This window comes from Sphingomonas sp. MM-1, assembly GCF_000347675.2.
Taxonomy (GTDB): domain Bacteria; phylum Pseudomonadota; class Alphaproteobacteria; order Sphingomonadales; family Sphingomonadaceae; genus Sphingomonas_E; species Sphingomonas_E fennica.
On the sequence record NC_020561.1, the window covers coordinates 3,314,130 to 3,338,006 of the forward strand.

Here is a 23,877-nt window from a genome sequence, read left to right on the forward strand (position 1 = left end):
GAACTTCGTCGCTGCCGATTCATGCGCTGCCCTCAGGAGGCCGCATTGAGCGCGGGGGCCGGCTGACTCCTCGGCGGGCTGGATTTCGCCGAATCCTCATAGGTGCCGTAGAGCGCGGCATAATGGCCGCCCTTCGCGGTCAGCGCCTCGTGCGAGCCGAGTTCGACGACGCGGCCGTTGCGGATCACCGCGATGCGATGGGCCGAGCGGATGGTTTCGAGGCGATGGGCGATGACCAGCGCGGTCCGCCCTTCGCACAGCACCCGGAGCGCTTGCTGGATGCGCCGTTCGGTGCTGACGTCGATCGCGGAGGTCGCCTCGTCGAGGACGAGGACGGAAGGGTCGGCCAGATAGGCGCGGACCAGGCAGACGAGCTGCCGCTGCCCCTGGCTCAGCTGGCCGCCGAGCGGGCCGACCTGCGTGGCATAGCCGTGGGGCAGCGATTGCAGCACCTCATGGGCGCCGATCCGTTCCGACGCGGCGATCAGCTCCGCATCGCTGGCCTCGGGCCGGGCGAGCCGCAGATTATCCAGCACGGTGCCGCCGAACAGCACATTATCCTGCAGGACGACGCCGATATGGCTGCGCAGATTGCGCTCCGATATCGAGCGGATGTCCCGCCCGTCGAGCAGGACGGCGCCCTGATCGACATCGTAGAAGCGCGTCAGGAGCTGGACGAGCGTGCTTTTGCCATGGCCGGTGGGGCCGACGATCGCCAGCAGCTCCCCGGCGGCGATGCTCAGGTCCAGCCCGTTGATGACCGGCTGATCGGGCCGGTAGCCGAAGCGGACGTCGCGGAACTCGATCGCACCTTCGACGGCGGGCAGGGTGGCGGCGGCGGGGCCGTCGACGATGTCCGGCTCGGTATCGAGCAGCAGGAAGATGCGCTGGGCGCAGGCCGTGCCGTTGGCGAAGCGTTCGAACAGGTCGCTGAATTCCTGGAGGGGCGCGAGGAAGAGGAAGACATAGAACAGGCTCTGCGCCAATTCCCCGAGGCTGAGCGTGCCGAGCGCGATGCCCCGGCCGCCGACCACGAGGGTGAGCGCGAGGCCGGCGGTGGTGAGCAGCCCGGTGAAGGGCGCGAACCAGCCCGAGCGCATCGATCCGAAGATCAGCGCGGAATTGAAATCCTCCAGCAGCCCGCGATATTTCGCCAGATTCTCGCGATCCCGCCCGGATTGCTTGATCAGCCGGACGGCGGCCACGGTTTCCACCAGATGGGCGGTGAAGCGGCTGCGGTTTTCGGCCACTTTTGCCCAGCTGCGTTGCGATATGTGCTTGAAAAGGAAGGTGGCGGCCACCAGCACCGGTACCACCGCGACCAGGCCGGCCAGCAGCGCCGGTGCGATCAGCCATAGCAGGAAGCCGGCGAGGCAAAGGCGCAGGATGGCGGACAGGAATTCGGGCGGGCCCTGGATCAGCAGCGGTTCCAGCGTATCCACGTCGCGATCGGCGCGGGCGATGATGCGGCCGGCCTTGGTGCGATCGAAATAGCCGACGCTCAGCGTCTGGACATGGGCGAAGACGCGCGTGCGCAGATCGTTGAGGACGCGGATGGCGGCCACCCCCGCGCAATATTGGGAAAGCCCGCCCAGCGCGAAGCGTATGCCCCAGGTGGCGGCGAGGCCGAGGCAGGCCCAGGCGATCAGCGGCGCATCCACCCCCGCGCCCGCCTGCCGCAGGCCGCGATCGATCACCAGCCCGATCAGCAGCGGCCGGGCGAAGATCGCCAGCACCTGCACGATCTCTATGCCGATCACCGCCGCGATCTGCCGCCATACCGGCGCGATCAGCGGCAGCAGCCGGCCGAGCATGCTCTGGTTCAGCGATCGCCGGGCGAATTTCTCCTCCAGCTCGATATCGGAAAGGGCGCTATCGCCCCTGAAGCCGTTCATGGGACCAACTCGTTCATGCCGTCAAAGCCCCATCAAAGCGCGATAGGCCGCGCTGGTCCGCTCCAGTTCCCGATGCGGGCCTTCGGCGACGATCCGGCCACCGGCCAGCACGATCACCCGGTCGGCCGCCAGCGCGGTCGACAGGCGGCTTGCCACGATCAGCATGGTGATCGGCCGTGCCCGGCCGGCGCGCAGGGACCGGATATTGTCGATCGCCCGCCGCTCGGTCTCGGCGTCCAGCGCGCTGGTGGCGTCGTCGAGGACCAGCAGGTCCGCATCGGCGAGCAGCGCGCGGGCGAGGCAGACCCGCTGGCGCTGGCCGCCCGAAAGCGTGGCGCCGCGATCGCCCACCCGCGTGGCGAGGCCGTCGCCGAGGCGGTCGAGCAGCTCGCCGGCGGCGGCCCTGTCCAGCGCCTCGCGCAGCTGCGTGTCGGTGGCATCGGGCGCGCAAAGCCGGAGATTGGCGGCCAGCGTATCGGAAAAGAGGAAGCTTTCCTGCGGCAGCACATGCACGCGGCGGCGAAGATCGCGCAGCTCGGTGTCGCGGACATCCTGCCAGCCGGCCTCGTCCGATCCCAGCTCGACGCGGCCGGCATCCACCTCCACCAGGCGGGGAAGGAGGGCGGTGAGGATGCTCTTGCCGGAACCCGTGGCGCCGACCAGCGCGACCACCTCGCCCGGCTGGATGGCAAGGCTGAGATCGTGGAGCACGGCGGCGCCGTCGCCCAGGGGCGAGGCGGCGACATGCGACAGGCGCAGGCCCAGCGGGCCGGCGGGCAGCGGGTGCGTGCCCGACCGGATCACCGGCTCCGCATCCAGCACCTCCCATATGCGCGCGGCGGAGGCGCGGGCGTCGGCGATCACCTGCAGCAGCCGGCCGATGCCCTCGATCCTGAGCACCAGCGTGTTGACCACCAGCATGGCGGCGACGAGCGCGCCCAGGCCGAGCGCGCCCTGCGCCACCATCCAGGCGCCGAAGCCCAGCACCCAGGCGTGCGAAAGCGCGATGACCGTCTGGGGCAGGGGCACCCGGCGGGAGGCATGGCGGATGGCGGCGCGCGCCTCCGCCCGGAACAGATCGACATGGCGGCGGAAACGTTCGGCGCGCGCCTCGCCCAGCGAGAAGGCCTTTATGACGCGGACGCCGTTGACGCCTTCGGACAGGTCCTGCGTCACCGCGTCATAGGCATCGCCGATCCGCCGGTCGAGCGCGACCAGCGCGTCCGCCTGCCGCCAGAGCATGGCGATGCCCGCGACCAGCAGGATCAGCGGCACCAGCGCCAGCCAGGGCGAATAGAGGCAGAGCAGGCCGAGCGAGATCAGCACGATCAGCCCGGTTTCGAATATCTGGCGCCAGAAATTGATGAGCGCGTCGCGCACCTTGTCGGCATCGCGCGTCATCCGCGTGACCATCTCGCCCACGCCGTGACGCCAGTGATAGCTGAGGTCGAGCCGCTGGATCTGGACCAGGATACGCTCGCGCAAGGTGGTGAGCAGCCGCTGGCCGATGGACAGCGAAAGCAGCCCCGCGCCATATTGGACGACGGCGCGCGCGAGCGAGAGGCCGAGGAGCAGCGCCACCCAGAACCAGGCCCGGTCATAATCGAGGATGCCGTCCGCCCCGGCCACGACCAGCCGGCCATGCTGCGCTTCCTGCACGGCATGGCCGACCATCACCTGCTGCGCCACCAGCGCCAGGTTGACCGCCGCCAGCAGGATCGCCGTCAGCGCGAAGCGGCCCGGCATCTCGCCATAGATGGCCAGGCAGCGCAGCAGCGGGCTGCGCCGCATGAAGCCGCCGGTCGATTCCTCCCCCATATGCTCCCCGATTAGCTGGCGAGCGCGAGCGGTTGCGCCGCTTCCAGCGGGCGCGGGTCGATCCATGTCCGCACGTCGAAGCTTTCCGGGATGAACTTCCAGCGGTGGAGGAAGTTCGTGAAGTCCTGGATCGCGACGATCGACTGTTCGGAAAGGTCGGTCTTCAGCTTCTTCTGCGCATCCTCGCCATAAGCGATGCTGACCCAATATTCGCTGCTGTTGGTCTCACGCGTGAGATAGCGCCGCACTTCCGACGGGTGCGCCTGCGCCCAGGCTTCGGCGCGCAGTACCTGTTCGACGATGGCGACGGCGGCGTCGAAATGATGGTCGATCAGATGGCCGTCCACGGCGAGCGTGCGCGGCGTGCCGTTGTTGGCGCGGACCAGCGGATCGGGATGGACGCCGGTGTCGATCACCGTCGTCAGGCCGAACTGGTGGGCCGCCTGCGCGCCATGGGCGCCCTTCAGGAAGATCGCGTCCACCTCGCCCCGCAAGAGGGCGATCAGCTCCAGATTGTTGGCGCGCGCGCGGCTGGTGCTGCGGCCGTTCCAGGCGAGCGTGCCACCGACCGACTGGGCCTGGCCGTCGCTATAATGGGTCTCGATATTCTGGTTGACGATCTCGACGTCGGCAACCTCCAGCCCCTCCAGCCGGAGCGCGTTTTCCAGGCCGCGAATGGCCTGCGCGCGGGTGAAGTCGATCTCCACATTCTTCCAGTTGGGCAGGCCGAAGCGCCGGCCCTTGAGATCGCGGACCGACGTGATGCCCGATTCCGGGCTGGCGAGGATCAGCTGGGTCTCGTCCGCCCAGGAGAGGCCGATGACGCGCGTGTCGCGCCCGCGCGCCCGCGCGCTGATCGCCGGGATGTTGCCGCCATGGCGGACGCTGTTCCGCACGGTGTGCGAGAAATGCGACTCCCGCTTGGAGAAATCGCTGGATTCCAGCAGCGAGGACAGGCTGGTGCCCCGCGCGCGAAAGGCTTCCTCCAGCCAGCCTTGCTGGATGGCGATGCCGAGCCCGGTGGGCACGGGGCAGCGCGTGTACCAGAGCGTATCGAGAGGCTCGCTCATGCAAATTCTCCTTCGAGGATGGGGGCCGGCGCGCGGGCCGCCGAGGCGTTGGGATTGGCGGGGCGCGGCAGGCGAAGATGCTCGCGCAGCGTCGTCGCTTCATATTCGGTGCGGAACAGGCCGCGCCGCTGGAGTTCCGGCACCACCAGATCGACGAAATCCTCGAGCGAGCTGGGCAGCAGCGGCGGGATGAGGTTGAAGCCGTCGGCGGCGTCGCGTTCGAACCAGTCCTGGATCTGGTCGGCGATGTCGGCGGGCGTGCCCAGCACGACACGATGGCCGCGCACCGCGTTGAAGCGCAGGAAGAGCTGGCGGATGGTGAGGTTCTCGCGCCGGGCCAGCGCCGTCAATTGCCGCCAGCGGCCCTTGCCGTTTTCCGGCTCCGGTAGGTCGGGCAGCGGGCCATCGAGCGGATAGGCGCTGACATCCTGTCCCATCAGGTTGAGGTCGCCCGAAAAATCGACCTTCTCCTCCAGCGCGCCGAACTTGTCCTGCGCTTCCTGAAGGCTGGAGCCGATGGTGAAGGACAGGCCGGGCATCACCTTCAGCGTATCGGGATCGCGGCCATAGCCGGCGACGCGCGCCTTCACGTCCTTGTAGAAGGCCTGCGCATCCTCGATGAACTGGGCGGCGGCATAGATCATCTCGGCATGGCGGGCGGCGAAATCGCGACCGACCTCCGAATTGCCGGCCTGCGCGAACACCGGATAGCCCTGGATCGGGCGCGGCATGTCGAGCACGGAATCGATGTGGTAATAAGGCCCGCGATAATGGACGGGGTGAACGGCATCGGCGTTCAGGTAGATGCCGCTTTCCTTGTCCGCGCCCTCGAAGGCGTCGTCCTCCCAGCTGTTCCACAGCGCCTTGGCCAGCTCCACGAAATCATGGGCGCGGGCATAGCGTTCGGCATGGCTGGCCGGCTGGTCGATGCCGAAGCTCTTCGCCGCGCCGTCCGCCAGCGAGGAGACGATGTTCCAGCCGATCCGCCCGCCGCTGATATGATCCAGCGAGGCGAGGCGGCGGGCGAGCGCATACGGCTGCTCGAAATTGGTGTTCACCGTCGCCACCAGCCCGATATGGCTGGTGATGCTGGCGAGCGCGGCGGTGGCCGTCAGCGGCTCGAAATCCAGGAAGGCGTGCCGGCGCTCGATGCCCCTGGTGCTGTCCCCGCTCTGGCCGACGAAATCGGCGAAGAAGGCGGCGTCCAGCTTGCCGCGCTCGGCGGTGCGGACGAGATCGGCCCAGTAGCGGAAATCGGGCTTGCCGGTGCTCGCGGTGCCCGGCTGGCGCCAGGCGCCGGGATGATGGCCGTGCCGGGTGAGGAACACGGCAAGGGCGAGCTGGCGCTTCTTGTCACTCATGACGGATCGCTCCGGTTACGCGGGGGAGGGGAGCCGGCGCCCGCCTCCGGGCGCCGGCGCCATGTCATTCGGCGGCCTGGACGGCGGCTTGCGGCAGGTGGATGGTGCCGTCGTCGTCGACGCGGGCGTCGGGCGGCACCAGCTTGCCCATCTTCCATTGCTGTTCCAGCACGCCGGGGCCGAACGGCCTGGACCCGCCGAGCGCGGCGGCCAGCACCTGGAACTGGGCGCCTTCTTCCAGTAGGACGATATTGTTGGTGAGGTCGCGGATGCCCTTCCAGCTCCAGATGGTCGCGCCGCCATTGGCCTCGACGATGCCAGGCACCTCGCGATCCTTCTCGATCGCATCGAGGATGAAGTCCGCCTCCAGCTGGCGGCGGTTGATGTAGACGGGCAGCGCGGCGGTGAAGCGGAAGCGCCGGTTGGGCACGTAGAGCAGGGGCAGCTCCTGATGCGCCTGCGAATAGGCGCCCAGATGCGGTGTGTGGACGTGGCTGATCGCCTTGAAGTCCGGATATTTCCTGAAGATCTTGAGGTAACGGGCCTCGCCGCCCGTCTGTTCGCCCCACAGGCGGTTGCCGTCGAAATCGATGACGCTGACGCGCGGCTTGTCGGGATCGTCCTCCCAGAGGCCCGCATAGCTCAGGGTGACGATCTTGTCCTCGTCCGGCACGCGCACGGCGAAGCCCAGCGTGCCGCTGGCGGAGATGGTCCGCGTCTCGCGCAGCAGCCGGAAGGCGCGGCGGGCATCATCCGCCGCCTGGGTGATGAAGGCGATCGCCTCCCTGGACAGTCCCGATACATCAGACATGGCGTGTTTCCTTCGGTTCAAAGCGTGTGGAGGGCGGACGTATGGAGCGCCGGGCGCTGCTCGTTGAACGCCCGCGCGGCTTCCAGCGGGCGGGGATCGACCCACCCGGCAAGATCGAAATCGGCATCGAGGAAGCCGTGGGTGAACAAGAACTTCTTCTGGCTGTCGAACAGCGCCAGCCTTTCCGCATCCAGCGTTGGGTGCAGCCCTTCGTGCAGCCGGGCATAGGCCTGGTCGACAGCCTCGGGGCTGCCTTCGGTCTCATATTCCAGGATGTCGCGCAGCCGGTCCGGCTGCTCAGCCACCCAGTCGGCCGCGCGCAGCGTGACCGCGAGGAAACGGACGAGCAGGTCGAAATGATCGTCGATCAGGCTCTGGTGCACGGTGATCGGGCGCGGCGTGCCGTTGTTGACGCGGAAGCGCCGGTCGGGCAGCGCATCGAGGTCGATCGCCACCACCAGCCCGGCCTCGCGCGCCTGGTCGATCGCGGCCGCGCCCTTGACGTAGATGGCATCGACCTTGCCCTCCGCCAGCGCCTCGATCGGCCACAGCCGGCCGACGCCGCTGCGCTGTCCCTGCCCGCGCGGCAGCAGATCGCGGCCGCTGCCGCCGATGTTGCGCAGCCGATCGGGCGTTTCGATCAGGTCCACGTCGTCGAAGGTCAGCCCGGCGGAGGCGAGCGCGCCCTTGTAGCCCGCCAGCGACATGCCGCGCGCGATGCTGGTGCCGCGCACATGGGCGGGGATGTCGTTGTGGCTCCAGCCCGGCAGCGCGAGGCGCTTGCCCTTGAGGTCGGCGGCCGAGCGGATGCCCGAATCCGGCCGGGCGAGGATGAGCTGGCTTTCCTCGATCCAGGTGAGGCCGACCAGCCGGGTCGGTTCGCCCTGCGCGCGCGCCGCGATGGCCAGCATGTTGCCGCCCTCGCGGATCAGCGTCGGCAGGCGGTGGTCATAATGGTGACGGCCCAGCTCCGTGCCCGATTCCTGCAGGGTGCGCAGGGCGATGCCGTCCGCCTCGAACGCCTCGCCCAGCCAGCCGAGCTTGTAGGCGATGCCGGTCGCCGTCGGCACCGGGCAGCGGGTGAACCAGATTTCGTCAGGCCGGGTGGACACGGCAGGCTTGCGGTTGGACAGGATCGACACGGGGGAACACCTCTCCGGTAAAGTTCAAAGGAGAGGGAGCAAGGGCTGTGCCAATCAGGAAGCTACGGAAACCAAAGGATTTACCCGGCGCGTCTTGAGGCGGATGTGGAATATTGCGCAGACGGGCTGTTGGTTTTTCACCCCCGCCGGGGTTCGTGCCTTAGATCAGGTCGAGATTCTTGAGATGGGTGCGCACCACGTTGCGGGTGACGCCCAGCGCCTCGGCCGTCTTGATCTGGTTTTCGCCGCACTGGCGGAAAGCCTCCGTCACCGTCAGCGCCACGACACGCTCCAGCAGATTGTCATGCCCGCCTTTCAGCAGCCGGGCGATGAAGGGCCGCACCGCTTCCTCCAGCGTGGCGGAGCCGCCGTTTCCGCCGGTTTCCGATATCTCGCCCAGGCCGAGATCGGCGGGCTGGATGCGGCCGTTCTCGCAGATCAAGGTGCCGCGATGGATGGCGTTTTCCAGCTCGCGGATATTGCCCGGCCAGTTGTGCTGGAACACCGCCTCTTCGGCGGCCGCGCTCAATTCCGGGTGGCCGGCGCCCAGGCGGGCGCCGTAGACTTCCAGGAAATGGCGGGCCAGCGGCAGGATATCGGCGCGCCGCTCGCGCAGCGGCAGCAGCGGTATCGGCACCACCTGCAGCCGGTAAAAGAGATCGGAGCGGAAGCGGCCCTCGTTCACCGCCTGCTGCAGTTCGACATTGGTCGCGGCGATGACGCGGACGTTGAGCGGCACCGCCTTGCGCGATCCCAGGCGGACGACCTCGCGCTCCTGCAGCACGCGCAGCAGCTTCACCTGCAGGGGCAGGGGCAGATCGCCCAGCTCGTCCAGGAACAGGGTGCCGCCATTGGCTGCCTCGAACCAGCCGGGCCGGGCGATATTGGCCCCGGTGAAGGCGCCTTTTTCGTAACCGAACAGCTCGCCTTCGATCAGCGATTCCGAAAAGGCGCCGCAGTTGATCGCGACGAAGGGCGCGTCGGCCCGCTGGCTGAGGCTGTGGACATAGCGGGCGACCAGTTCCTTGCCGGTGCCGGTTTCGCCCATGATGAGGACATTGGCGTCGCTTGGGGCCACCCGCTCGATCAGCGGCAGCAGCGATCGCGACCGGGGATCGTTGAAGATCAGCGCGCGGGCGCGGGGCCCCACGGCATGGTGCTGATCGCAATCATAGGCCAGCAGCGGGCGGCCATCCCCGTTGGTGGCGGATACCAGCCCCACCGATCGATTGCTTGCGCGACTCCCTGAGGTCATCTTCCCGCCTCCTTTGAGGTAGGGATAGCAGTCAATTGTCTTTCGTTTTAGTAGAAATTAATTTCCAGGCCCTAGCTCAGCTATCGCCGGCATAATCGGGCCGGGGTGCCAGCGCCGCCCGCCGTTGCAGGACGGCCTTCAGCGGGGCGGCGCAGATCCAGGCGTCGATATCGACGGGCGATTCCAGAAAGCCGTGCAGCCACAGGAAATTGGCCTGGATCTTCAGCATTTCCGCGCGCTCGTCCGACAGGTCGGGATGGAGGAAGCGATGGAAGCCGTTGCGATGGGCAAGCTCGACGCCGTCGATCCCGGCCAGCGTCTCTTGCGCCAATATCCCGTTCAGCTCGCCCGGATTGCCCGCCGCCCAATCGGCCGCGCGCAGGCTCTGTTCCAGGAAGCGTTCGACCAGCTCGGGATGGTGATCGATCATATGCTGGTGGACGATGATCGGGCGCGGCGTGCCATTGTTCACGCGGGCGAGGCGGCTGGGATAGGCATCCAGGTCGATGCCCACCTCCAGCCCCAGCCGCTGGGCGGCCTCGGCGGCGGCGGCGCCCTTCACATAGACCGCGTCCACCCGGCCCGAGGCCAGCCATTCCAGGCCGAGCCACAGGCGCCGCATGCCCTGGAAGCTGGCGCGTTCCACCGGCGGGGCGGGCACCTCGACGAAGCGGACGTCCTCCAGCTTCAGCCCGCCCAGCGCCAGCGCGCTCTTGATGCCGTGCAGTGCCATGCCGCGCGCGATGCTTTCGCCGCGCGACCGGGCATAGCCGGGAAGCGCGAAGCGCAGCCCCTTGAGGTCGGCGGGCGCCAGCACGCCGAGATCGCGCCGGACCATGATGGCCTGCCGCTCGTCGATCCAGGTGAGCCCGATCACCCGCGTCGGCGCGCCCAGCGCGCGCGCCGCCAGCGCCTGGATATTGCCGCCCTCGCGGAACAGGTGGCGCGCCTGGTTGTCGGGATCGCGATCGACGAGGTTCAGCCCCTGCTCGAACACGCGCTTTACGGCGATGCCGTCGCGGGCGAAGGCTTCCGCCATCCATCCTCTGGCGCAGGCGACGCCGGATGCCGCGGGAACGGGGCAGCGCGTGATCCAGATGCTGTCCGGCATGGGCCGCGCGATAGTCTGGCCGCCGCGCCCCGTGGTTTCCGGCATCAAGCATCCTCCTGACAGGTTTTGACGGGCACCCATCCGCAAAGCCCGTGCCAGAAGCGCGATCCTGCGGATATCCCGATGCACGGGCGCGAACCAACGGGTCAAGGGCCGCGCCGCCGCTTCATTTCGCGCAGCCGATGCGGGCCGGCTGCACCGATATCAACAGCCGCGCGCCGGCCGGGCAAGCCCAAGGCCGCGCAAGTCCGCCATGCCGGTGGTTGGCACATCCTGTGCATCGTCTCCGGGCGAGCCCCGAAATCGGTTCGGGTAGTACGGAGCCTTTGCGTGGTGGCAAATCAGACCTCGTTCCTCCCCTTCGACCGCGCCACCAGATGGCTGACCGCGATCCTCCTCGCCTTCGCGGGCGCGGTGCTGGCCGGCTGCGGCGGATCGGGCGGCGGGAAGGGCGGCGCGCCGGATGTGAAGACGGTGACGATCGCCTCGATCGCCTATCCCTATCAGGGCCAGCAGGTGTTCAGCGGGCTGACCAGCGTCGTTCTCGAGCAGGGCTGGTTGAAGGAACAGCTCGCGAAAAAGGGCGTGGAGCTGGTGTTCCAGCCGGTTTCCACGGCCGTCGGCGGGCCGCTGATCAACGAAGGATTTTCCGGCAAGCGCATCGATTTCGCGGCTTATGGCGATTTTCCCGCCGCCATCGCGGTGGCGGGCGGCGTGCCTTTGAAGATCGTGGCGCCGGTGGGGCAGGGGCAGGACGTCTATCTGGTCGTGCGCAAGGGGCTGGCGGCCAACAGCCTGGCGGACCTCAAGGGCAAGCGGATCGCGCTCCATCGCGGCCGGCCGTGGGAACTGCCCTTTTCCAAGCTGGTCGATCGAAGCGGCCTGAAGCTCGACGATTTCAAAATCGTCAACATCAATCCCGGCGCGACCCCGGCGGCGCTGGAATCGGGCAGCGTCGATGCCGCCGTGCTGCTTTCGGATGGCCTGCTGCTGGATCAGAAGGGCATCGCCCGCGTCATCTGGTCCACGCGCGATGCGCCGGCCGACTGGCGGATGCGGGCCGAGCTTTTCGGGCGGCAGGATTTCGTGGATGCCCATCCCGATCTGACCCAGCTTGTCGTCAATGCCTATGTTCGCGCCGCCGCTTGGTCATCGGACGAGGCCAACAAGGCGGAGGTGATCCGCAAGGCCGCGCGCGGCGCGATGCCGGAAGCGGTGGTCGAGCGCGATTACGCCAATTCCGACATTGCCTGGCGTGAACGTTTCTCGCCCATCTTCTCGCCGGCGCTGCGCACCCATTACCACTCGGTCGCCGATTATGCGCTGCAGCGCGGGCTGATCCGCAACAAGGTGGATGCCGATGCGCTGCTGGACGAACGCTTCGTCACCCAGGCGCTGAAGGATCTGAAGCTGGAAGGCTTCTGGGCGCAGCCCGCGCCGGGGCAGCGTTGATGGCGAGCCGGGCCGCCGATTTCCCCGTGGCTGGCGGGGCGGGGGCGGGCTTCCGCTTCCGCCTGCCGCCGGTCGGCGCGGTCGTTCCGCTGGTTGCGTTGCTTATGGCATGGCAGATCGCCTGCCTGACCGGCCTGTTCCCGCCGCAGGTGCTGGTGCCGCCCAGCGGCGTGGCGCGCGCGCTGGTCGACATGACGCAATCCGGCGAGTTGCAGCGCCATGTGGGCGACAGCCTGTTCCGCCTGACCGTCGGCTTCGCCATCGGGGCGGTGGCCGGCATGGCCTTCGGCGCCGTGATCGCGCTGTCGCGGCTGGCGGAGGCGGCGCTGTCGCCCCTGTTCATGACGCTGTGGCAGGTGCCCGTCATCGCCTTCGTGCCGATGATGGTGATGTTCCTCGGCATAGACGAACCGTTCAAGCTGGCGGTGGTGGCGATCGCCGCCTTCTTCCCGATGGCGCTGGCGACCTTCGACGGCATTCGCGGCGTGCCGCGCAACTGGTTCGAGGTGGCGAAGGTCTATCGCCTGCGCCTGCCCCAGCTCATCCGGCGCATCCTGCTGCCCGCGACGGTGCCGGCGGTGCTGACCGGCCTGCGCGTGTCGCTGACGCGCGCCTGGGTGGTGCTGGTGGCGGCCGAGCTGCTCGCGGCCGACAGCGGCATCGGCCAGATGATGGAGATGGGGCGGCAATTGTTCCAGATCGATGTCGTGCTGGCGGGCGTGATGGTGAGCGGGCTGATCGGCTTCCTGCTCGATCGCGGCGCGCGCTGGGTGGAAAGCCGCGCGACCCGGTGGAGGGCGGCATGAACAGCCTGCTGGCCCGTTTTCCCGTCCGGCTGCTGATCGGCCTCGCTGCGCCCGCCCTGCTGATCGGCTGGTGGCAGTGGCAGGCGAGCGCGCATATCGTCTCCTTCGCGCCGCCCGCCGCGGTCGGCAGCGCGCTGGTCGAGATGCTGCGCAGCGGCGATCTGCTGCGCGATACGCTGTCCACCCTGGCCCGCGCCTTCACCGGCCTCGCCATCGGCGCGCCGCTGGGCGTGGCGCTGGGCATCGCCATGGGCATCTGGAAACCTGTCGATCGCGTGCTCGGCCCGTTGCTCCATGCGCTGCGGCAGGTGCCGATGATCGGCTGGCTGCCGCTGATGGGCCTGTGGTTCGGCGTGGGCGAAGGCACGGAGCTGATCGTCGTCAGCATGTCCGCCTTCTTCCCGTCCATGCTGAACAGCCATGCCGGCGTGGCCGAGGTCGAACGCCGTTATCTGGAGGTGGGCAGCATCCTGCGCTTCGGCACGGTCCAGCGCATCCGCTTCATCCTGCTGCCCGCCGCCATGCCGCTGGTGCTGACCGGCATCACCCAGGCGCTGGCCTTCGCCTGGATCGCGACGATCGGCACCGAACTGCTCACCGGCGCCGGCTCCGGCCTCGGCGTCGCCATGGGCCAGGCGCAGATGCAGCAGCGGCTGGACGTGATGCTGGTGGTGATCGGCGCCACCGCGGCCCTCGGCTTCGTCATCAACCATCTGTTCCGTCGCCTGCGCCGTTCCGCGCTGCGCTGGCAACCTTCGCTTCCATGATGGGAAAATCCGGCATGACCCCCTATCCCCACGCCCGTGAAGACCGGCTGTCCGCCAAGACAGGCCGGGGTGAGCTGATCGTCAGCGATCTCAACAAGAGCTTCACGATCAACGGCCAGCCGCGCAGGATCCTAGACAATATCAACCTCACCGTCCGTCCGGGCGAGTTCGTCAGCATCGTCGGCGCGTCGGGTTGCGGCAAATCGACCCTGCTGCGCCTGATCGTCGGGCTCGACACCGAATATAGCGGCGAGCTGCGGCTGGACGGCGAGCGCATCGCCACCACCAGCCTGGATCGCGGCATCGTGTTCCAGGATCATCGCCTGTTCCCGTGGATGACGCTGGAACAGAATATCGAGCTGGCGCTGCTCAACACCGATACGCCCAGGGCGCGGCGCGCGCAGATCGTGGCCGATCATATCGCGTTGGTGAACCTCAAGGGTTTCGAGAAGGCCTATCCCCACCAGCTATCGGGCGGCATGGCGCAGCGCGCCGCGATCGCCCGCGCGCTGGTGACGGAGCCGCGCCTGCTGCTGCTGGACGAGCCGCTGGGTGCGCTCGACGCGCTGACCCGCGTGCATGTGCAAAGCGAGCTTCAGCGCATCTGGATGGCGCAGCGTTCGACGATGGTGATGGTGACGCACGATGTCGAGGAGGCGCTCTATCTGGGCGACCGCGTGATCGTGATGTCGCCCAATCCCGGCCGCATCCGCCGCATCGTCGAGGTGGACCTGCCGCACCCGCGCGATCGCCGATCGCCCCTGCTCCACCGCCTCAAGGACGAGATCCTTGCCGAGCTGACCTCGGGCGCGGATGCGGATGGGGATGCCGGCAATCTGGTCCATCTGCCCAGCCGGGAGGCGCGCTGATGGGCCGGGCCGCCGATCATCCGGTCGATCCCCTGTTCGTGGATCGCTGGTCGCCCCGCAGCTTCACGGGCGAGCCGGTGCCTGATGCCGTCCTGAAGAGCGCGTTCGAGGCCGCCCGCTGGGCGCCTTCGGCGATGAACGCCCAGCCCTGGCGCTTTCTGGTGGCGCGGCCGGGCGATGGCTGGTGGGAAAGCTATCTGGAGCTGCTGATGCCGCGCAATCGCCTGTGGGCCGGGTGCGCTTCCGCCTTGGTCCTGATCCTCTCGGCCCGCCGGCTCGATCGCCGGGGCGAGATAGTGGAGAATGTTTCGCACAGCTTCGATGCCGGCGCGGCCTGGGCCAATTTCGCCCATCAGGCGCTGCTGCTGGGCTGGCATACGCACGGCATCGGCGGGTTCGATCGGGAAGCGGCGCGCGAACGGCTCCGCGTGCCGGAGGACTTCGCGATCGAGGCGATGGTGGCGCTCGGCCGCCGGGGCGATCTCGACGGGCTGGACCCGGAATTCCACGCCGCCGAAGCCCCCAATGGCCGCCGCCCGCTGATCGATACGGTTTTCGCAGGCTCGCTCGAAACGCCGGCCTTCGCACAGGAAAAGGACGCCGCATGACCCTGAACATCCACTGGCGGCTCGATCCCGCCGCCGAGCCGCAGCGGCTGGAGCCGGCCGCCCGGCCGCCCTTGCCGGCGCTGGTCCGCGATCGCCGGGCGCCCAGCCAGAATCGCTTCGATTATTATCTGCAGGTGGCGGACGCCGTGGCGCAGACGGCCTTTGACGGCCTGTTCATCCGCCACCGCATCGAGGCGGACGAAAGCCGCATCATCGCCGCGGTCGTCGCCCGCGCCGTGCCGCGCCTTGTTGTCGTGCCCGAATTTCCCGCCTCGGTGGGATCGGCCGTCTACGCCGCCAAGCAGGCCGCGACCTGCCAGCGCGGCACCCATGGCCGGCTGGGCTGGGCGCTGGCGCCGGATGCCGATCGCGACGAGCGGGAGGCGGCCGCCGATTTCATCGACGAGGAGGATCTGGGGCTGCGGGCCGACGAGTTCCTCACCGTCGCGCGCGGCGTCCATGGGGAACGGCCCTTCACCTTCCAGGGCCACCATTTCGAGGTGCTGAACGGCGGGTTCGAAGCGCCGCTCAACCAGCATCCCTTCCCGCGCATCTTCCTGCAGGGCGAGGAGGATGAGGCGCTGGCCCAGTCGGCCCGCCATGCCGATGTCCACCTGTTCCGGCCGGCGCCGGCGGATGTGCTGGCCGAACGCATCGCCCGGCTGAACGGGCTTGCGGAGGCGGAGGGGCGGCGCGTGGCCGCCGGCCTCATCCAGCCGCTCGTCGCGCGCGAGGATCGGGAGAGCGCCGAGCGGGCCGCGCGGTCGATCCCGCTCGCCGCCGGCACGCTGGTCGCCAGCTATGACGGGGCGGCGGAGCTGCTCGCCAACGCCGTCGCGGCGGGCGTGAGCGAATTGGTGCTGGAGGCCGCGCCCACGCTCGAGGAAGCCTATCGCATCGGCCAGCACGTCCTGCCGCGCCTGCGCGCCCGCGCCGGCTCCGCGCGTCAGGCGGCTTGAGGGGAGACATCCATGTCCATCGACTTCTACTGGCGGCTTCCCACCCATGGCTGCCACAACAGCCTGCGCACCAGCGGCTATGAACGGGGCGACTGGTCCCCGTTGCAGCCCGGCAATATCGCGCCGGGGCTAGATCGCGACGGTGCCGTGGACGGCTTCACCTATATCGACCATCTCGGCGCGATCGCGCGGGCGGCGGAAAGCGTGGGCTTCCAGGGCGGGCTGATCCCGTCCTTCCCGAACACGGACGATCCGTGGGTGATCTCCTCCCTGCTGGCGCGGGAGACGAGCAGCTTTCGCTTCATGATCGCCTTCCAGCCCGGCTTCGGCAATCCGGTCCACACCGCGCGCATGGCCGCCAGCCTGCAGCGCGCGACCGGCGGGCGGCTGCTGTTCAACATCATCACCGGCGGCGGCGGCCCCGCCCAGCTCTGGTGGGGCGACAGCTTCGCGCATGACGACCGCTACGGCCGCACCAGCGAGTTCCTCGATATCTTCCGGGGCGTGTGGGAGTCGTCGGACTTCTCCTATGACGGCCGCTTCTACCAGCTCCGCAAGGGGGGCCTGCCGGCCCTGTTCCGGCGCGAGGAATTTCCCGAGATCTGGTTCTCCGGCTCATCCGACGCGGCGCTCCAGACGGCCGCGCGCCATGCGGACTATTATCTTTCGTGGCTGGAGCCGTTCGACCAGCTCGGCGACAAGTTCGCGCGGGTGAAGGAACGGACGGCCGCGCTGGGGGGCGAGCAGAAATGCGCGGTGCGCGTCGATCTGGTCGCCCGGCCGACCGAGGAGGAGGCATGGGCCGACATCCGCGCCGGCTTCGAGAATGTAAGCGAGGAGACCCGCCAGCGCTGGCGCGGGCAGGCAACGGATTCGGTGGGCGCGGCGCGGCAGGCGGCGCTCCGGCCCAGCGATGCGCGCCGCTATGACGAGCTGATCGTCGCGCCCAACCTGTGGGGCGGGTTCAACCTGCTGCGCGGCGGCCCGGCGCTCGGCATCGTCGGCAGCTATGAACAGTGCGCCGCCCGGCTGGACGATCTGATCGCGCGCGGCGCCGATGCCTTCATCCTCGCGGGCACGCCGCATCTGGAGGAAGCCTATCGGGTGGGCGAGGAGGTGCTGCCGCTGCTCGGCCGCCAAGTTTCGGCCCTGCAGGCTGCTGCCGAATAATGCCAGCTTTCCTCCCCTCCCTTCCAGGGAGGGGAGGAAAAAGCGCTGACGTCCGATCCCCGACAATAACCGCCTTCCGGAGATCGCCGGGTGTCTCCCGGAACCTGATGGCCGTTCATCATCGGAATTTGTCCACGCGGTTTAAGCTCGTGCCGCACCTGGGAATTTCCGGCGTGTGATGCGTCAGCATATCAGCACCCTGGTAAAAGGCAGCAAAAATGGGGCGGAAAATATCTCGCCCCCCCTTTTTGCGGGTAGCCGGGACGCATTCGCCCCGGCCCCCGATCGTCAGAAGCGGAAGATCACCGAACCGCCCGCCGTCAGCGGATCGGCCCAGGCCACCGTGTCGCCGGTCACGCCCAGCGCCGGATTGGCGCCCGGCAGCGAGTGGTTCAGGTAGCGCACGTCGAACAGGTTGTTGATGAAGCCCGATATGCTCACCGCCTCGTCGTTCGTCGTATAGGTGATGCGCAGATTGGTGAGCGTGTAGGGCTTCTGCGTCAGATAATAGCGGTTCACCGTGTCCTGCGGCGTCACATAATAGAATTGGCGTGACTGGTAGCGCGCGTCCGCCGCCAGCTCGATCCGGCCGAGATCGGCCAGCGCGAAGCTGTAGGATGCGCCCGCGTTCAGCGTCACCTTGGGCGATCGGACGAAACGCGCGCCGGCCAGGTTGGCGCCGCCGTTCAGCACCTGGAACTTCTTATATTCGGTATCGAGCAGGCCGAGCGCGGCGTTGAGCTTCAGCCCGTCGATCGGGTTCACCGTCAGCTCGAACTCGGCGCCGTTGACCTTCGCCTTCTCCGCATTCTGGAGGTAGGAGACGGTCGCGCCGCCGACCGCGCCGGGGTTCGGCCCGACCACGTTCACCTGCACATCCTTGTAATCATAATGGAAGGCGGTGGCGTTGAAGGTCAGCAGATTGTCGAACCAGCTCGATTTGTAGCCGATCTCGAAGGCGTTGAGCTTTTCCGGGGCCACGTCGGTCAGCGCGATCGGCAGGGTCGCGGCGGTGTTGAAGCCGCCCGATTTCACGCCGTGCGAGAATTTCGCATAGACCAGATTGTTGCGGTCGATGTTCCACGACGGCGTGATGTCATAGGTGAAGGCATCCCAGGTCCGCTTCAGATTGTCGCTGAAGGTGCCCGGCCCGCCATAGGTGCCGGTATAGCTGTTCCACCATTGGACATAATTGCTCCACGATGCGGTGCTGGGCTGCCCCGGCGGCGGGGTGGGCGAGGACAGGCGATCGAAATCGAGCGTCTTGGTCTCGCGCGTCCAGCGCCCGCCCAGCGTCAGCTTCAGGCTGTCGGTGAATTCATAGGTTGTGCTGCCGAACACCGCGCCGCTTTCCGCCTTGTGGCGGTAATCCGTGTCGCTGAACGCAGCCGCGGCGGTGGCGCCGGGCAGCGCGGGGACGACGCCCTGCGGCAGGGTGGCGGAATAGCTGTTCGAGCGGATATGCTCGTTGAAGTAGAAGAGGCCGACGATCCAGGTCAGGCGGCTGTCCTGCGCCGATGTCAGCCGCAATTCCTGCGTCCATTGCTTCGACAGCGCATCCGAATAGCCGCGTGAGATTTCGAGCGGGGTGTAATCGCTGTCGCCGGCGCTCCGCGTCTTGAACCGTTCATAGCCGGTGATCGACGTCAGCGTGGCGAAGTCGCCGATCTCCCAGTCGAGGTGCAGCGATCCGCCGATCTGCTTGTTGCGGCTCCATTCGGGGGCGTTGGCGCTGACATCGTTGATGTCGGTGGACGGGGCATAGCCGTTGCGGACGACGCCATTGGCGGCATAGCTCGCCGTGGTCCAATAGGTGCCGTCGGTATCATAATCGCGATAATGCACGCTGAGCAGCGCCTCGAGCGTGTCGGTCGGCTTGGCCAGCAACTGGCCCCGGAACACGACATCCTTCACCGAGCTGGATTTTTCGCCGGTGAAGAGGTTGTCGAAACGCCCGTCGCGATCGTCGAAGCGGAAGGATGCGCGCGCGGCCAGCTTGTCGTCGATGATCGTCGTGCCCACGCCGGCTTCGGCGATCTTGTCGTCGAAGCTGCCATATTCCAGCTTCACATAATTATCGTCCTGCCCGTTGAGGGACGGGCGCTTGGAGATGACGTTGATCGCGCCGCCGGTGGTGTTCTTGCCCCACAGCGTGCCCTGCGGCCCGCGCAGCACCTCCACGCGCTCCAGATCGAACAGCGGCAGGCCGGTGGCGCTGGAATTGCTGATATAGACATCGTCCAGATAGAAGCCGACCGGATTGGCGAGGTCGAGCTGCTGCTGACCGGCGCCGACACCACGTATCCACCAGCGCGGCCGGCCATGCTGCTGCGTGCCGGCGGATGCGTTGGGGACGAGGTTCAGCACCTCGTTGGCCGAACGGCCGAGCCCGCCGACCGCGAACAATTCCTTGTCCAGCGCGGTGACGGCGACCGGCACGTCCTGCAGCCGTTCCTCGCGCCGCTGCGCCGTCACCAGGATGGTCCCCGCCGCTTCGGCATCCACCGCCTCGGCGGCGGGCGCCGCTTCGGGGGCGGCCGGCACCTCATCGGCGTGGGCGGCGGATATCTGGCCGGCCGCGATCAGGGCGAACGCGCTCGCGCCGATGGTGCGGAGCGATCGCGGCGAATTCCATATGTTCGACAATGATGTTCCCCATGCGTTGATGTTGCCCGCTTCGCGCGGCTTTGCCGGGGATGGTTGAGCAAGCGCTGTGCCATTCATCTAAGACCATGATTTCCATGGGATTGCGGCAGACGGTTGCTGCCCGCCGGTGGCTGGAATTGCGCAGCCCGGCCGCCGGCGCTGGTTTTCCAGCAACAGCGGGTCGCGCGGCGCTGCCGGCCGCCGGCGCGATGCCGCGCGCAAAAATCCACACAAATCCCATCGGTTGCTGCGCATAAACCGCCAGGCCGGGTTCGATCGCCCGGCTCCGGCGGATCGGGAATCCGCTTTCCGCTTGGGTTTCCGGGGGGGCCGGGCCGCTTGGCACGCGACATGCGTGGGCCGGTGCGTCGCGGGGGGCATTCCCGTGATCAGATTCACACAAATTGCCGGGTCCCGGGGGAGCAATCATTCCATGCGATTCAAGCCGATTACGTCATGCCTGTTCCTGACGACTGCCTTCGTGCCGATAGCGGCGCTTCACGCCGAGGCCGTCGAGCCCGGCGACGAGATCGTCGTGACGGCGCTGAAGCGCGAAACATCGCTGCAGGAAACGCCCGCCGCCATCACCGCGCTGGGCGGGGCGACGCTGCGTGCCGCGAACATCGACAATATCAACGATCTCCAGCGCACCACGCCGGGGCTGGTGATTACCGATGCGGGGCCGGGCCAGCGGCGCGTCGCGCTGCGCGGCATCCGCAGCGCGGGCGACGCGCAGGTCGGCATCTATTATGACGAGGCGCCGCTCGCCGGCCCGCCGGGCACGACCACCGACGCCGGTGGCGCCGCCAGCGACATCAAGCTGTTCGATGTCGAACGGGTGGAGGTGCTGCGCGGGCCGCAGGGCACGCTTTATGGCGCAGGCGCGATGGGCGGCGCGTTGCGCGTCATCTTCAACAAGCCCGATCTCGACAGCTTCGGCGCCTCCTTCGACGTCAGCGGCACCACCACCTCGCACGGCGGGGAGGGCTATCAGCTCAACGCCGCGATCAACGTGCCGATCGTCACCGATCGCATCGGCCTGCGCGTGGTGGGATACAGGCGGTTCGATCCGGGGTGGATCGACAATCCGAAGCTGGGCCTGAAGGGCGTCAACAAGGAGGATAGCGACGGCGGGCGCATCCTGCTCAGGATCAAGCCGATCGACGATCTAACGATCGACGCATCCGCTTTCTATCAGGACAGCAAGGGCAGCCCGAGCCTATGGTCGCCTTCGGTCGGCAAATGGCAATCGCCCAATCTGGCGGTGCTGCCTTTCCGCGACCAGAACCGGCTCTACAGCCTAACCGCCAGGGGGGAACTGGGCTTCGCGACCCTCGTCGCCACGACATCCTATCAGGATCGCGATCTGCTGATGACGCGCGATCCCAGCTATCTGTGGAAGCTGCTGGGCGGCCAGTCCTATCCGGCCGGCCTCTATTACCAGCCCCAGAACGTGACGGACTGGACGAGCGAGATCCGGCTCCAGTCGGCGGGCAGCGGCCCCTTCCAGTGGACGGTCGGCGGCTTCTACGAAGACCGGAAGGCCAAGGTGCTTTCCGAGGCCCATCAGGTCGATCCCGCGACCGGGGAGGACAAGGATCCGCCCACCGTCCTGCTGCAGCGCCATGTGGGCGACAAGCTGAAGCAGAAGGCGCTGTTCGGCGAGCTGGCCTATACGCTGTTCGATCGGCTGACGCTGACCGGCGGCCTGCGTTACTACCAGTATGACAAGCTGGTTTCCGGCGACACGACCATCGGCTTCCCGCTGCTGGGAACGCCGGCCGCGCCCTATGCGGAATTCGCCAGCGACAACAATGGCTGGCTCTACAAGATCAATATCGCCTACAAGTTGAACGACAATGTGCTGATCTACGGCCAGGCGGCATCCGGCTATCGCCCCGGCGGCGTGAACCAGGTGCTCGGGCTGGCCGCCGCGCTTCCCTATCTGCCGGACAAGCTCTGGACCTATGAAGGCGGCATCAAGCTTTCGCTGGTCGATCGCAGGCTGCTCATCAACCTCACGGCCTATCGCACCGATTGGGATAATCTGCAGGTCACGCTGGATAGCGGCAGCTTCGCTTATCTGGGCAATGCCGGCGCGGCGCGCGCCAAGGGCGTGGAGGCGGAACTGGTGCTGAACCCCGTTCCGGGGCTCAGCTTCTCGGCCAATGCCAACCTCCTGTCCGCCAAGCTCACCAAGGATCTGATCGCCCCCGGCACGGTGCCGAGCGCCACGACGGGCCGGGCGGGGGACCGCATTCCCAATATCCCGGAGGGCAGCTTCACTCTCGCCGGCCAATATGAGTGGGATCTTTCGAACGCGCTGACCGGCCTGGTGCGGGCGGACTTCAACCATGTCGGCAAATTCTATTCGGATTTCCGGCCCAATCCGGCCCGGCCGTTCAACTATCGCGAGGGCGGCGACTATCAGCTCGTCAACGGGCGCATCGGCGTCAGGACGCAGGAATGGGGCGCTTATCTGTTCGTCAACAACCTGCTGAACAAGGTGGCGCGGACGTCTGCGGGCAATGTGCTGGGCGGCAGCGTCGAGGTTATCTCCACCGTGCCGCCGCGCACGATCGGCATCAATCTGACGGGGAATTTCTGATGAACATGCATCTTCGCGGGGCAGCCGGCCTGCTGATCGCAACCCTGGCGGCCTCGCCGGCCGTGGCCGCGCCGCTGGCAAAGGCGGAAAGCGCGCAGATCACCGGCGATATCGACAGGCGGAGCCCGGCCTTGTCGGCGCTGGCGACCGATATCTGGAATTATGCCGAGGTCGGCTTTCACGAGCAGAAAAGCGCGGCCCGCTTGCAGAAGGAGCTGAAGCAGGCGGGATTCCAGGTGGAAACCGGCGTGGACGGCATGCCCACCGCCTTCATCGCCTCGGCGGGGAAGGGCGGGCCGGTGATCGCGCTCCTGGCCGAATATGATGCGCTGCCGGGGCTCGCGCAGGCCGCCGACGCCGATCGCCATCCCATAGAAGGGCAAAGGGCGGGCCATGCCTGCGGCCATAATCTTCTGGGTTCCGCCTCGGTGGGCGCGGCGATCGCGCTCAAGAAATGGCTGGAAAGGACGGGCACGCCCGGCACCGTGCGGCTCTATGGAACGCCGGCCGAGGAAGGCGGCTTCGCCAAGGTGTTCCTGGTGCGGGATGGCTATTTCAAGGATGTGGACGTGACGCTGGCCTGGCATCCCGGCGATCGCAACAGCGCATCGCAGTCGCAGATGCTGTCCGTCATCTCCGGCAAGTTCCTTTTCGAGGGGCTGCCGTCCCACGCCGCCGCCGCGCCCGAGCGGGGCCGCTCCGCGCTCGACGGCGTGGAAATCATGAACGTCGCGGTCAATTATCTGCGGGAGCATGTGCCGCAGGAAACGCGGATCCACTACACCATCACCAATGGCGGCGATCAGCCCAATATCGTGCCCGCATCGGCGGAGAGCTTCTATTATGTCCGGCATTATGATCCGGAGGTGGTGAAGGACATCTGGGGCCGCGTGACCAAGGCGGCCGAAGGGGCGGCGCTGGCCACGGGCACAAAGGTTTCGGTGCGGCTGATCGGCGGCACCTACAGCACCTTGCCCAACTACACGCTCGGCCGGATCGCCGACCGCCATCTGCGCGATCTCGGCGGCTTCACCTATTCGCCAGAGGAGCAGGCCTATGCCGCCCGGCTGAAGGCCAATCTGCCGCCGGGCGGCCGGGCCGGCGGCGGGCCGGACAGCGTGGAGCCCTTCGTCGAAGGCCGGAAGGGGCCTGCCTCCACCGATGTCGGCGATGTCAGCTGGGCGACGCCGACCCTGCAGATCAGCACCGCCACCTGGGTGGAGGGAACCTCGCCCCATAGCTGGCAGGCGGTTTCGGCCAGCGGCACCAGCATCGGCAACAAGGGCCTGGTGCTGGCCGCCAAGACGCTGGCGCTGACCGGCGCGGAGCTGTTCCGCAGCCCGGACGAGATCGCGGCCGCCAGGGCTGAGTTCGAGGCGGGCCGGGGGAAGGATTTCCACTACACGGCCCTGATCGGGGATCAGCCGCCGGCTCTGGACTATACCGACCATAAATAGGCCGTCGGCGTGCGGCGGAGGGCCCGGCCGGTCGGCGGCCGGCCGGGCCCGAGCCGCCAATGCGACATCAAA

18 protein-coding genes are annotated in these 23,877 nt (G+C 67.7%); 9 read left to right on the plus strand and 9 right to left on the minus strand.

Features of this window, described 5'->3' with window-relative positions; genetic code table 11:
- Positions 1-32: 32 nt before the first annotated feature.
- The 8 genes from G432_RS15870 to G432_RS15905 all read right to left on the minus strand — a co-directional run bounded on the left by G432_RS15870 (position 33) and on the right by G432_RS15905 (position 10,508).
- Complete coding sequence (locus G432_RS15870) at positions 33-1,895, minus strand: ABC transporter ATP-binding protein (RefSeq protein WP_015459833.1); 1,863 nt, start codon at positions 1,893-1,895, stop codon at positions 33-35.
- Positions 1,896-1,916: 21 nt separating this feature from the next.
- Positions 1,917-3,713: an ABC transporter ATP-binding protein gene (locus G432_RS15875; protein ID WP_015459834.1), complete on the minus strand. Its 1,797-nt coding sequence runs from the start codon at positions 3,711-3,713 to the stop codon at positions 1,917-1,919.
- Positions 3,714-3,724: 11 nt separating this feature from the next.
- On the minus strand, positions 3,725-4,783 hold the full coding sequence (locus tag G432_RS15880) for an ABC transporter substrate-binding protein (protein ID WP_015459835.1): 1,059 nt from the start codon (positions 4,781-4,783) through the stop codon (positions 3,725-3,727).
- A complete protein-coding gene (locus tag G432_RS15885; protein ID WP_015459836.1) occupies positions 4,780-6,144 on the minus strand; it encodes an LLM class flavin-dependent oxidoreductase in 1,365 nt (454 codons plus the stop codon). The genes G432_RS15880 and G432_RS15885 overlap by 4 nt, the downstream gene beginning before the upstream one ends.
- Positions 6,145-6,208: 64 nt before the next feature.
- Positions 6,209-6,955, minus strand: coding sequence for a class II aldolase/adducin family protein (locus G432_RS15890; protein WP_015459837.1), 747 nt, complete (start codon positions 6,953-6,955; stop codon positions 6,209-6,211).
- 17 nt (positions 6,956-6,972) lie between these two features.
- On the minus strand, positions 6,973-8,097 hold the full coding sequence (locus tag G432_RS15895) for an ABC transporter substrate-binding protein (protein WP_015459838.1): 1,125 nt from the start codon (positions 8,095-8,097) through the stop codon (positions 6,973-6,975).
- Between the two features lie 160 nt (positions 8,098-8,257).
- A complete protein-coding gene (locus tag G432_RS15900; protein ID WP_041864958.1) occupies positions 8,258-9,352 on the minus strand; it encodes a sigma-54 interaction domain-containing protein in 1,095 nt (364 codons plus the stop codon).
- Positions 9,353-9,428: 76 nt separating this feature from the next.
- Entirely contained in the window at positions 9,429-10,508 is a 1,080-nt protein-coding gene (locus tag G432_RS15905; protein ID WP_015459840.1) for an ABC transporter substrate-binding protein, read from the minus strand.
- Positions 10,509-10,793: 285 nt separating this feature from the next.
- On the opposite strand from G432_RS15905, the gene G432_RS15910 reads away from it, so the two are divergent.
- The 7 genes from G432_RS15910 to G432_RS15940 are packed head-to-tail and all read left to right on the plus strand — an operon-like array spanning position 10,794 to position 17,094.
- Entirely contained in the window at positions 10,794-11,915 is a 1,122-nt protein-coding gene (locus G432_RS15910) for an ABC transporter substrate-binding protein (protein WP_015459841.1), read from the plus strand.
- On the plus strand, positions 11,915-12,721 hold the full coding sequence (locus tag G432_RS15915) for an ABC transporter permease (RefSeq protein WP_015459842.1): 807 nt from the start codon (positions 11,915-11,917) through the stop codon (positions 12,719-12,721). The genes G432_RS15910 and G432_RS15915 overlap by 1 nt, the downstream gene beginning before the upstream one ends.
- Positions 12,718-13,488, plus strand: a complete 771-nt coding sequence (locus G432_RS15920) for an ABC transporter permease (RefSeq protein WP_041865484.1) — start codon at positions 12,718-12,720, stop codon at positions 13,486-13,488. The genes G432_RS15915 and G432_RS15920 overlap by 4 nt, the downstream gene beginning before the upstream one ends.
- A gap of 14 nt (positions 13,489-13,502) precedes the next feature.
- A complete protein-coding gene (locus tag G432_RS15925) occupies positions 13,503-14,357 on the plus strand; it encodes an ABC transporter ATP-binding protein (protein ID WP_015459844.1) in 855 nt (284 codons plus the stop codon).
- The gene (locus G432_RS15930) at positions 14,357-14,965 is read left to right on the plus strand and encodes a nitroreductase family protein (RefSeq protein WP_015459845.1); all 609 of its coding nucleotides are present in this window, start codon (positions 14,357-14,359) and stop codon (positions 14,963-14,965) included. The genes G432_RS15925 and G432_RS15930 overlap by 1 nt, the downstream gene beginning before the upstream one ends.
- A complete protein-coding gene (locus G432_RS15935; RefSeq protein WP_015459846.1) occupies positions 14,962-15,924 on the plus strand; it encodes an LLM class flavin-dependent oxidoreductase in 963 nt (320 codons plus the stop codon). Before G432_RS15930 ends, G432_RS15935 begins: the two co-directional genes overlap by 4 nt.
- Before the next feature lie 12 nt (positions 15,925-15,936).
- On the plus strand, positions 15,937-17,094 hold the full coding sequence (locus G432_RS15940; protein WP_015459847.1) for an LLM class flavin-dependent oxidoreductase: 1,158 nt from the start codon (positions 15,937-15,939) through the stop codon (positions 17,092-17,094).
- Between the two features lie 288 nt (positions 17,095-17,382).
- On the opposite strand, the gene G432_RS15945 is transcribed toward G432_RS15940, so the two are convergent.
- Positions 17,383-19,740 (minus strand): TonB-dependent receptor, encoded by a 2,358-nt coding sequence (locus tag G432_RS15945; protein WP_015459848.1) that lies wholly within the window; start codon positions 19,738-19,740, stop codon positions 17,383-17,385.
- Positions 19,741-20,173: 433 nt separating this feature from the next.
- On the opposite strand from G432_RS15945, the gene G432_RS15950 reads away from it, so the two are divergent.
- Both G432_RS15950 and G432_RS15955 read left to right on the plus strand, forming a co-directional pair.
- On the plus strand, positions 20,174-22,348 hold the full coding sequence (locus tag G432_RS15950; protein WP_015459849.1) for a TonB-dependent receptor: 2,175 nt from the start codon (positions 20,174-20,176) through the stop codon (positions 22,346-22,348).
- The gene (locus G432_RS15955) at positions 22,348-23,805 is read left to right on the plus strand and encodes an amidohydrolase (RefSeq protein WP_015459850.1); all 1,458 of its coding nucleotides are present in this window, start codon (positions 22,348-22,350) and stop codon (positions 23,803-23,805) included. Before G432_RS15950 ends, G432_RS15955 begins: the two co-directional genes overlap by 1 nt.
- Positions 23,806-23,877: the final 72 nt, after the last annotated feature.

Excerpts from the sequence above, each read along its gene's own strand:
- G432_RS15870 (WP_015459833.1), bottom strand. The coding sequence starts at position 1,895 with ATGAACGGCTTCAGGGGCGATAGCGCCCTTTCCGATATCGAGCTGGAG.
- G432_RS15875 (WP_015459834.1), bottom strand. The coding sequence starts at position 3,713 with ATGGGGGAGGAATCGACCGGCGGCTTCATGCGGCGCAGCCCGCTGCTG.
- G432_RS15880 (WP_015459835.1), bottom strand. The coding sequence starts at position 4,783 with ATGAGCGAGCCTCTCGATACGCTCTGGTACACGCGCTGCCCCGTGCCC.
- G432_RS15885 (WP_015459836.1), bottom strand. The coding sequence starts at position 6,144 with ATGAGTGACAAGAAGCGCCAGCTCGCCCTTGCCGTGTTCCTCACCCGG.
- G432_RS15890 (WP_015459837.1), bottom strand. The coding sequence starts at position 6,955 with ATGTCTGATGTATCGGGACTGTCCAGGGAGGCGATCGCCTTCATCACC.
- G432_RS15900 (WP_041864958.1), bottom strand. The coding sequence starts at position 9,352 with ATGACCTCAGGGAGTCGCGCAAGCAATCGATCGGTGGGGCTGGTATCC.
- G432_RS15905 (WP_015459840.1), bottom strand. The coding sequence starts at position 10,508 with ATGCCGGAAACCACGGGGCGCGGCGGCCAGACTATCGCGCGGCCCATG.
- G432_RS15915 (WP_015459842.1), top strand. The coding sequence starts at position 11,915 with ATGGCGAGCCGGGCCGCCGATTTCCCCGTGGCTGGCGGGGCGGGGGCG.
- G432_RS15920 (WP_041865484.1), top strand. The coding sequence starts at position 12,718 with ATGAACAGCCTGCTGGCCCGTTTTCCCGTCCGGCTGCTGATCGGCCTC.
- G432_RS15925 (WP_015459844.1), top strand. The coding sequence starts at position 13,503 with ATGACCCCCTATCCCCACGCCCGTGAAGACCGGCTGTCCGCCAAGACA.
- G432_RS15930 (WP_015459845.1), top strand. The coding sequence starts at position 14,357 with ATGGGCCGGGCCGCCGATCATCCGGTCGATCCCCTGTTCGTGGATCGC.
- G432_RS15935 (WP_015459846.1), top strand. The coding sequence starts at position 14,962 with ATGACCCTGAACATCCACTGGCGGCTCGATCCCGCCGCCGAGCCGCAG.
- G432_RS15940 (WP_015459847.1), top strand. The coding sequence starts at position 15,937 with ATGTCCATCGACTTCTACTGGCGGCTTCCCACCCATGGCTGCCACAAC.
- G432_RS15950 (WP_015459849.1), top strand. The coding sequence starts at position 20,174 with ATGCGATTCAAGCCGATTACGTCATGCCTGTTCCTGACGACTGCCTTC.
- G432_RS15955 (WP_015459850.1), top strand. The coding sequence starts at position 22,348 with ATGAACATGCATCTTCGCGGGGCAGCCGGCCTGCTGATCGCAACCCTG.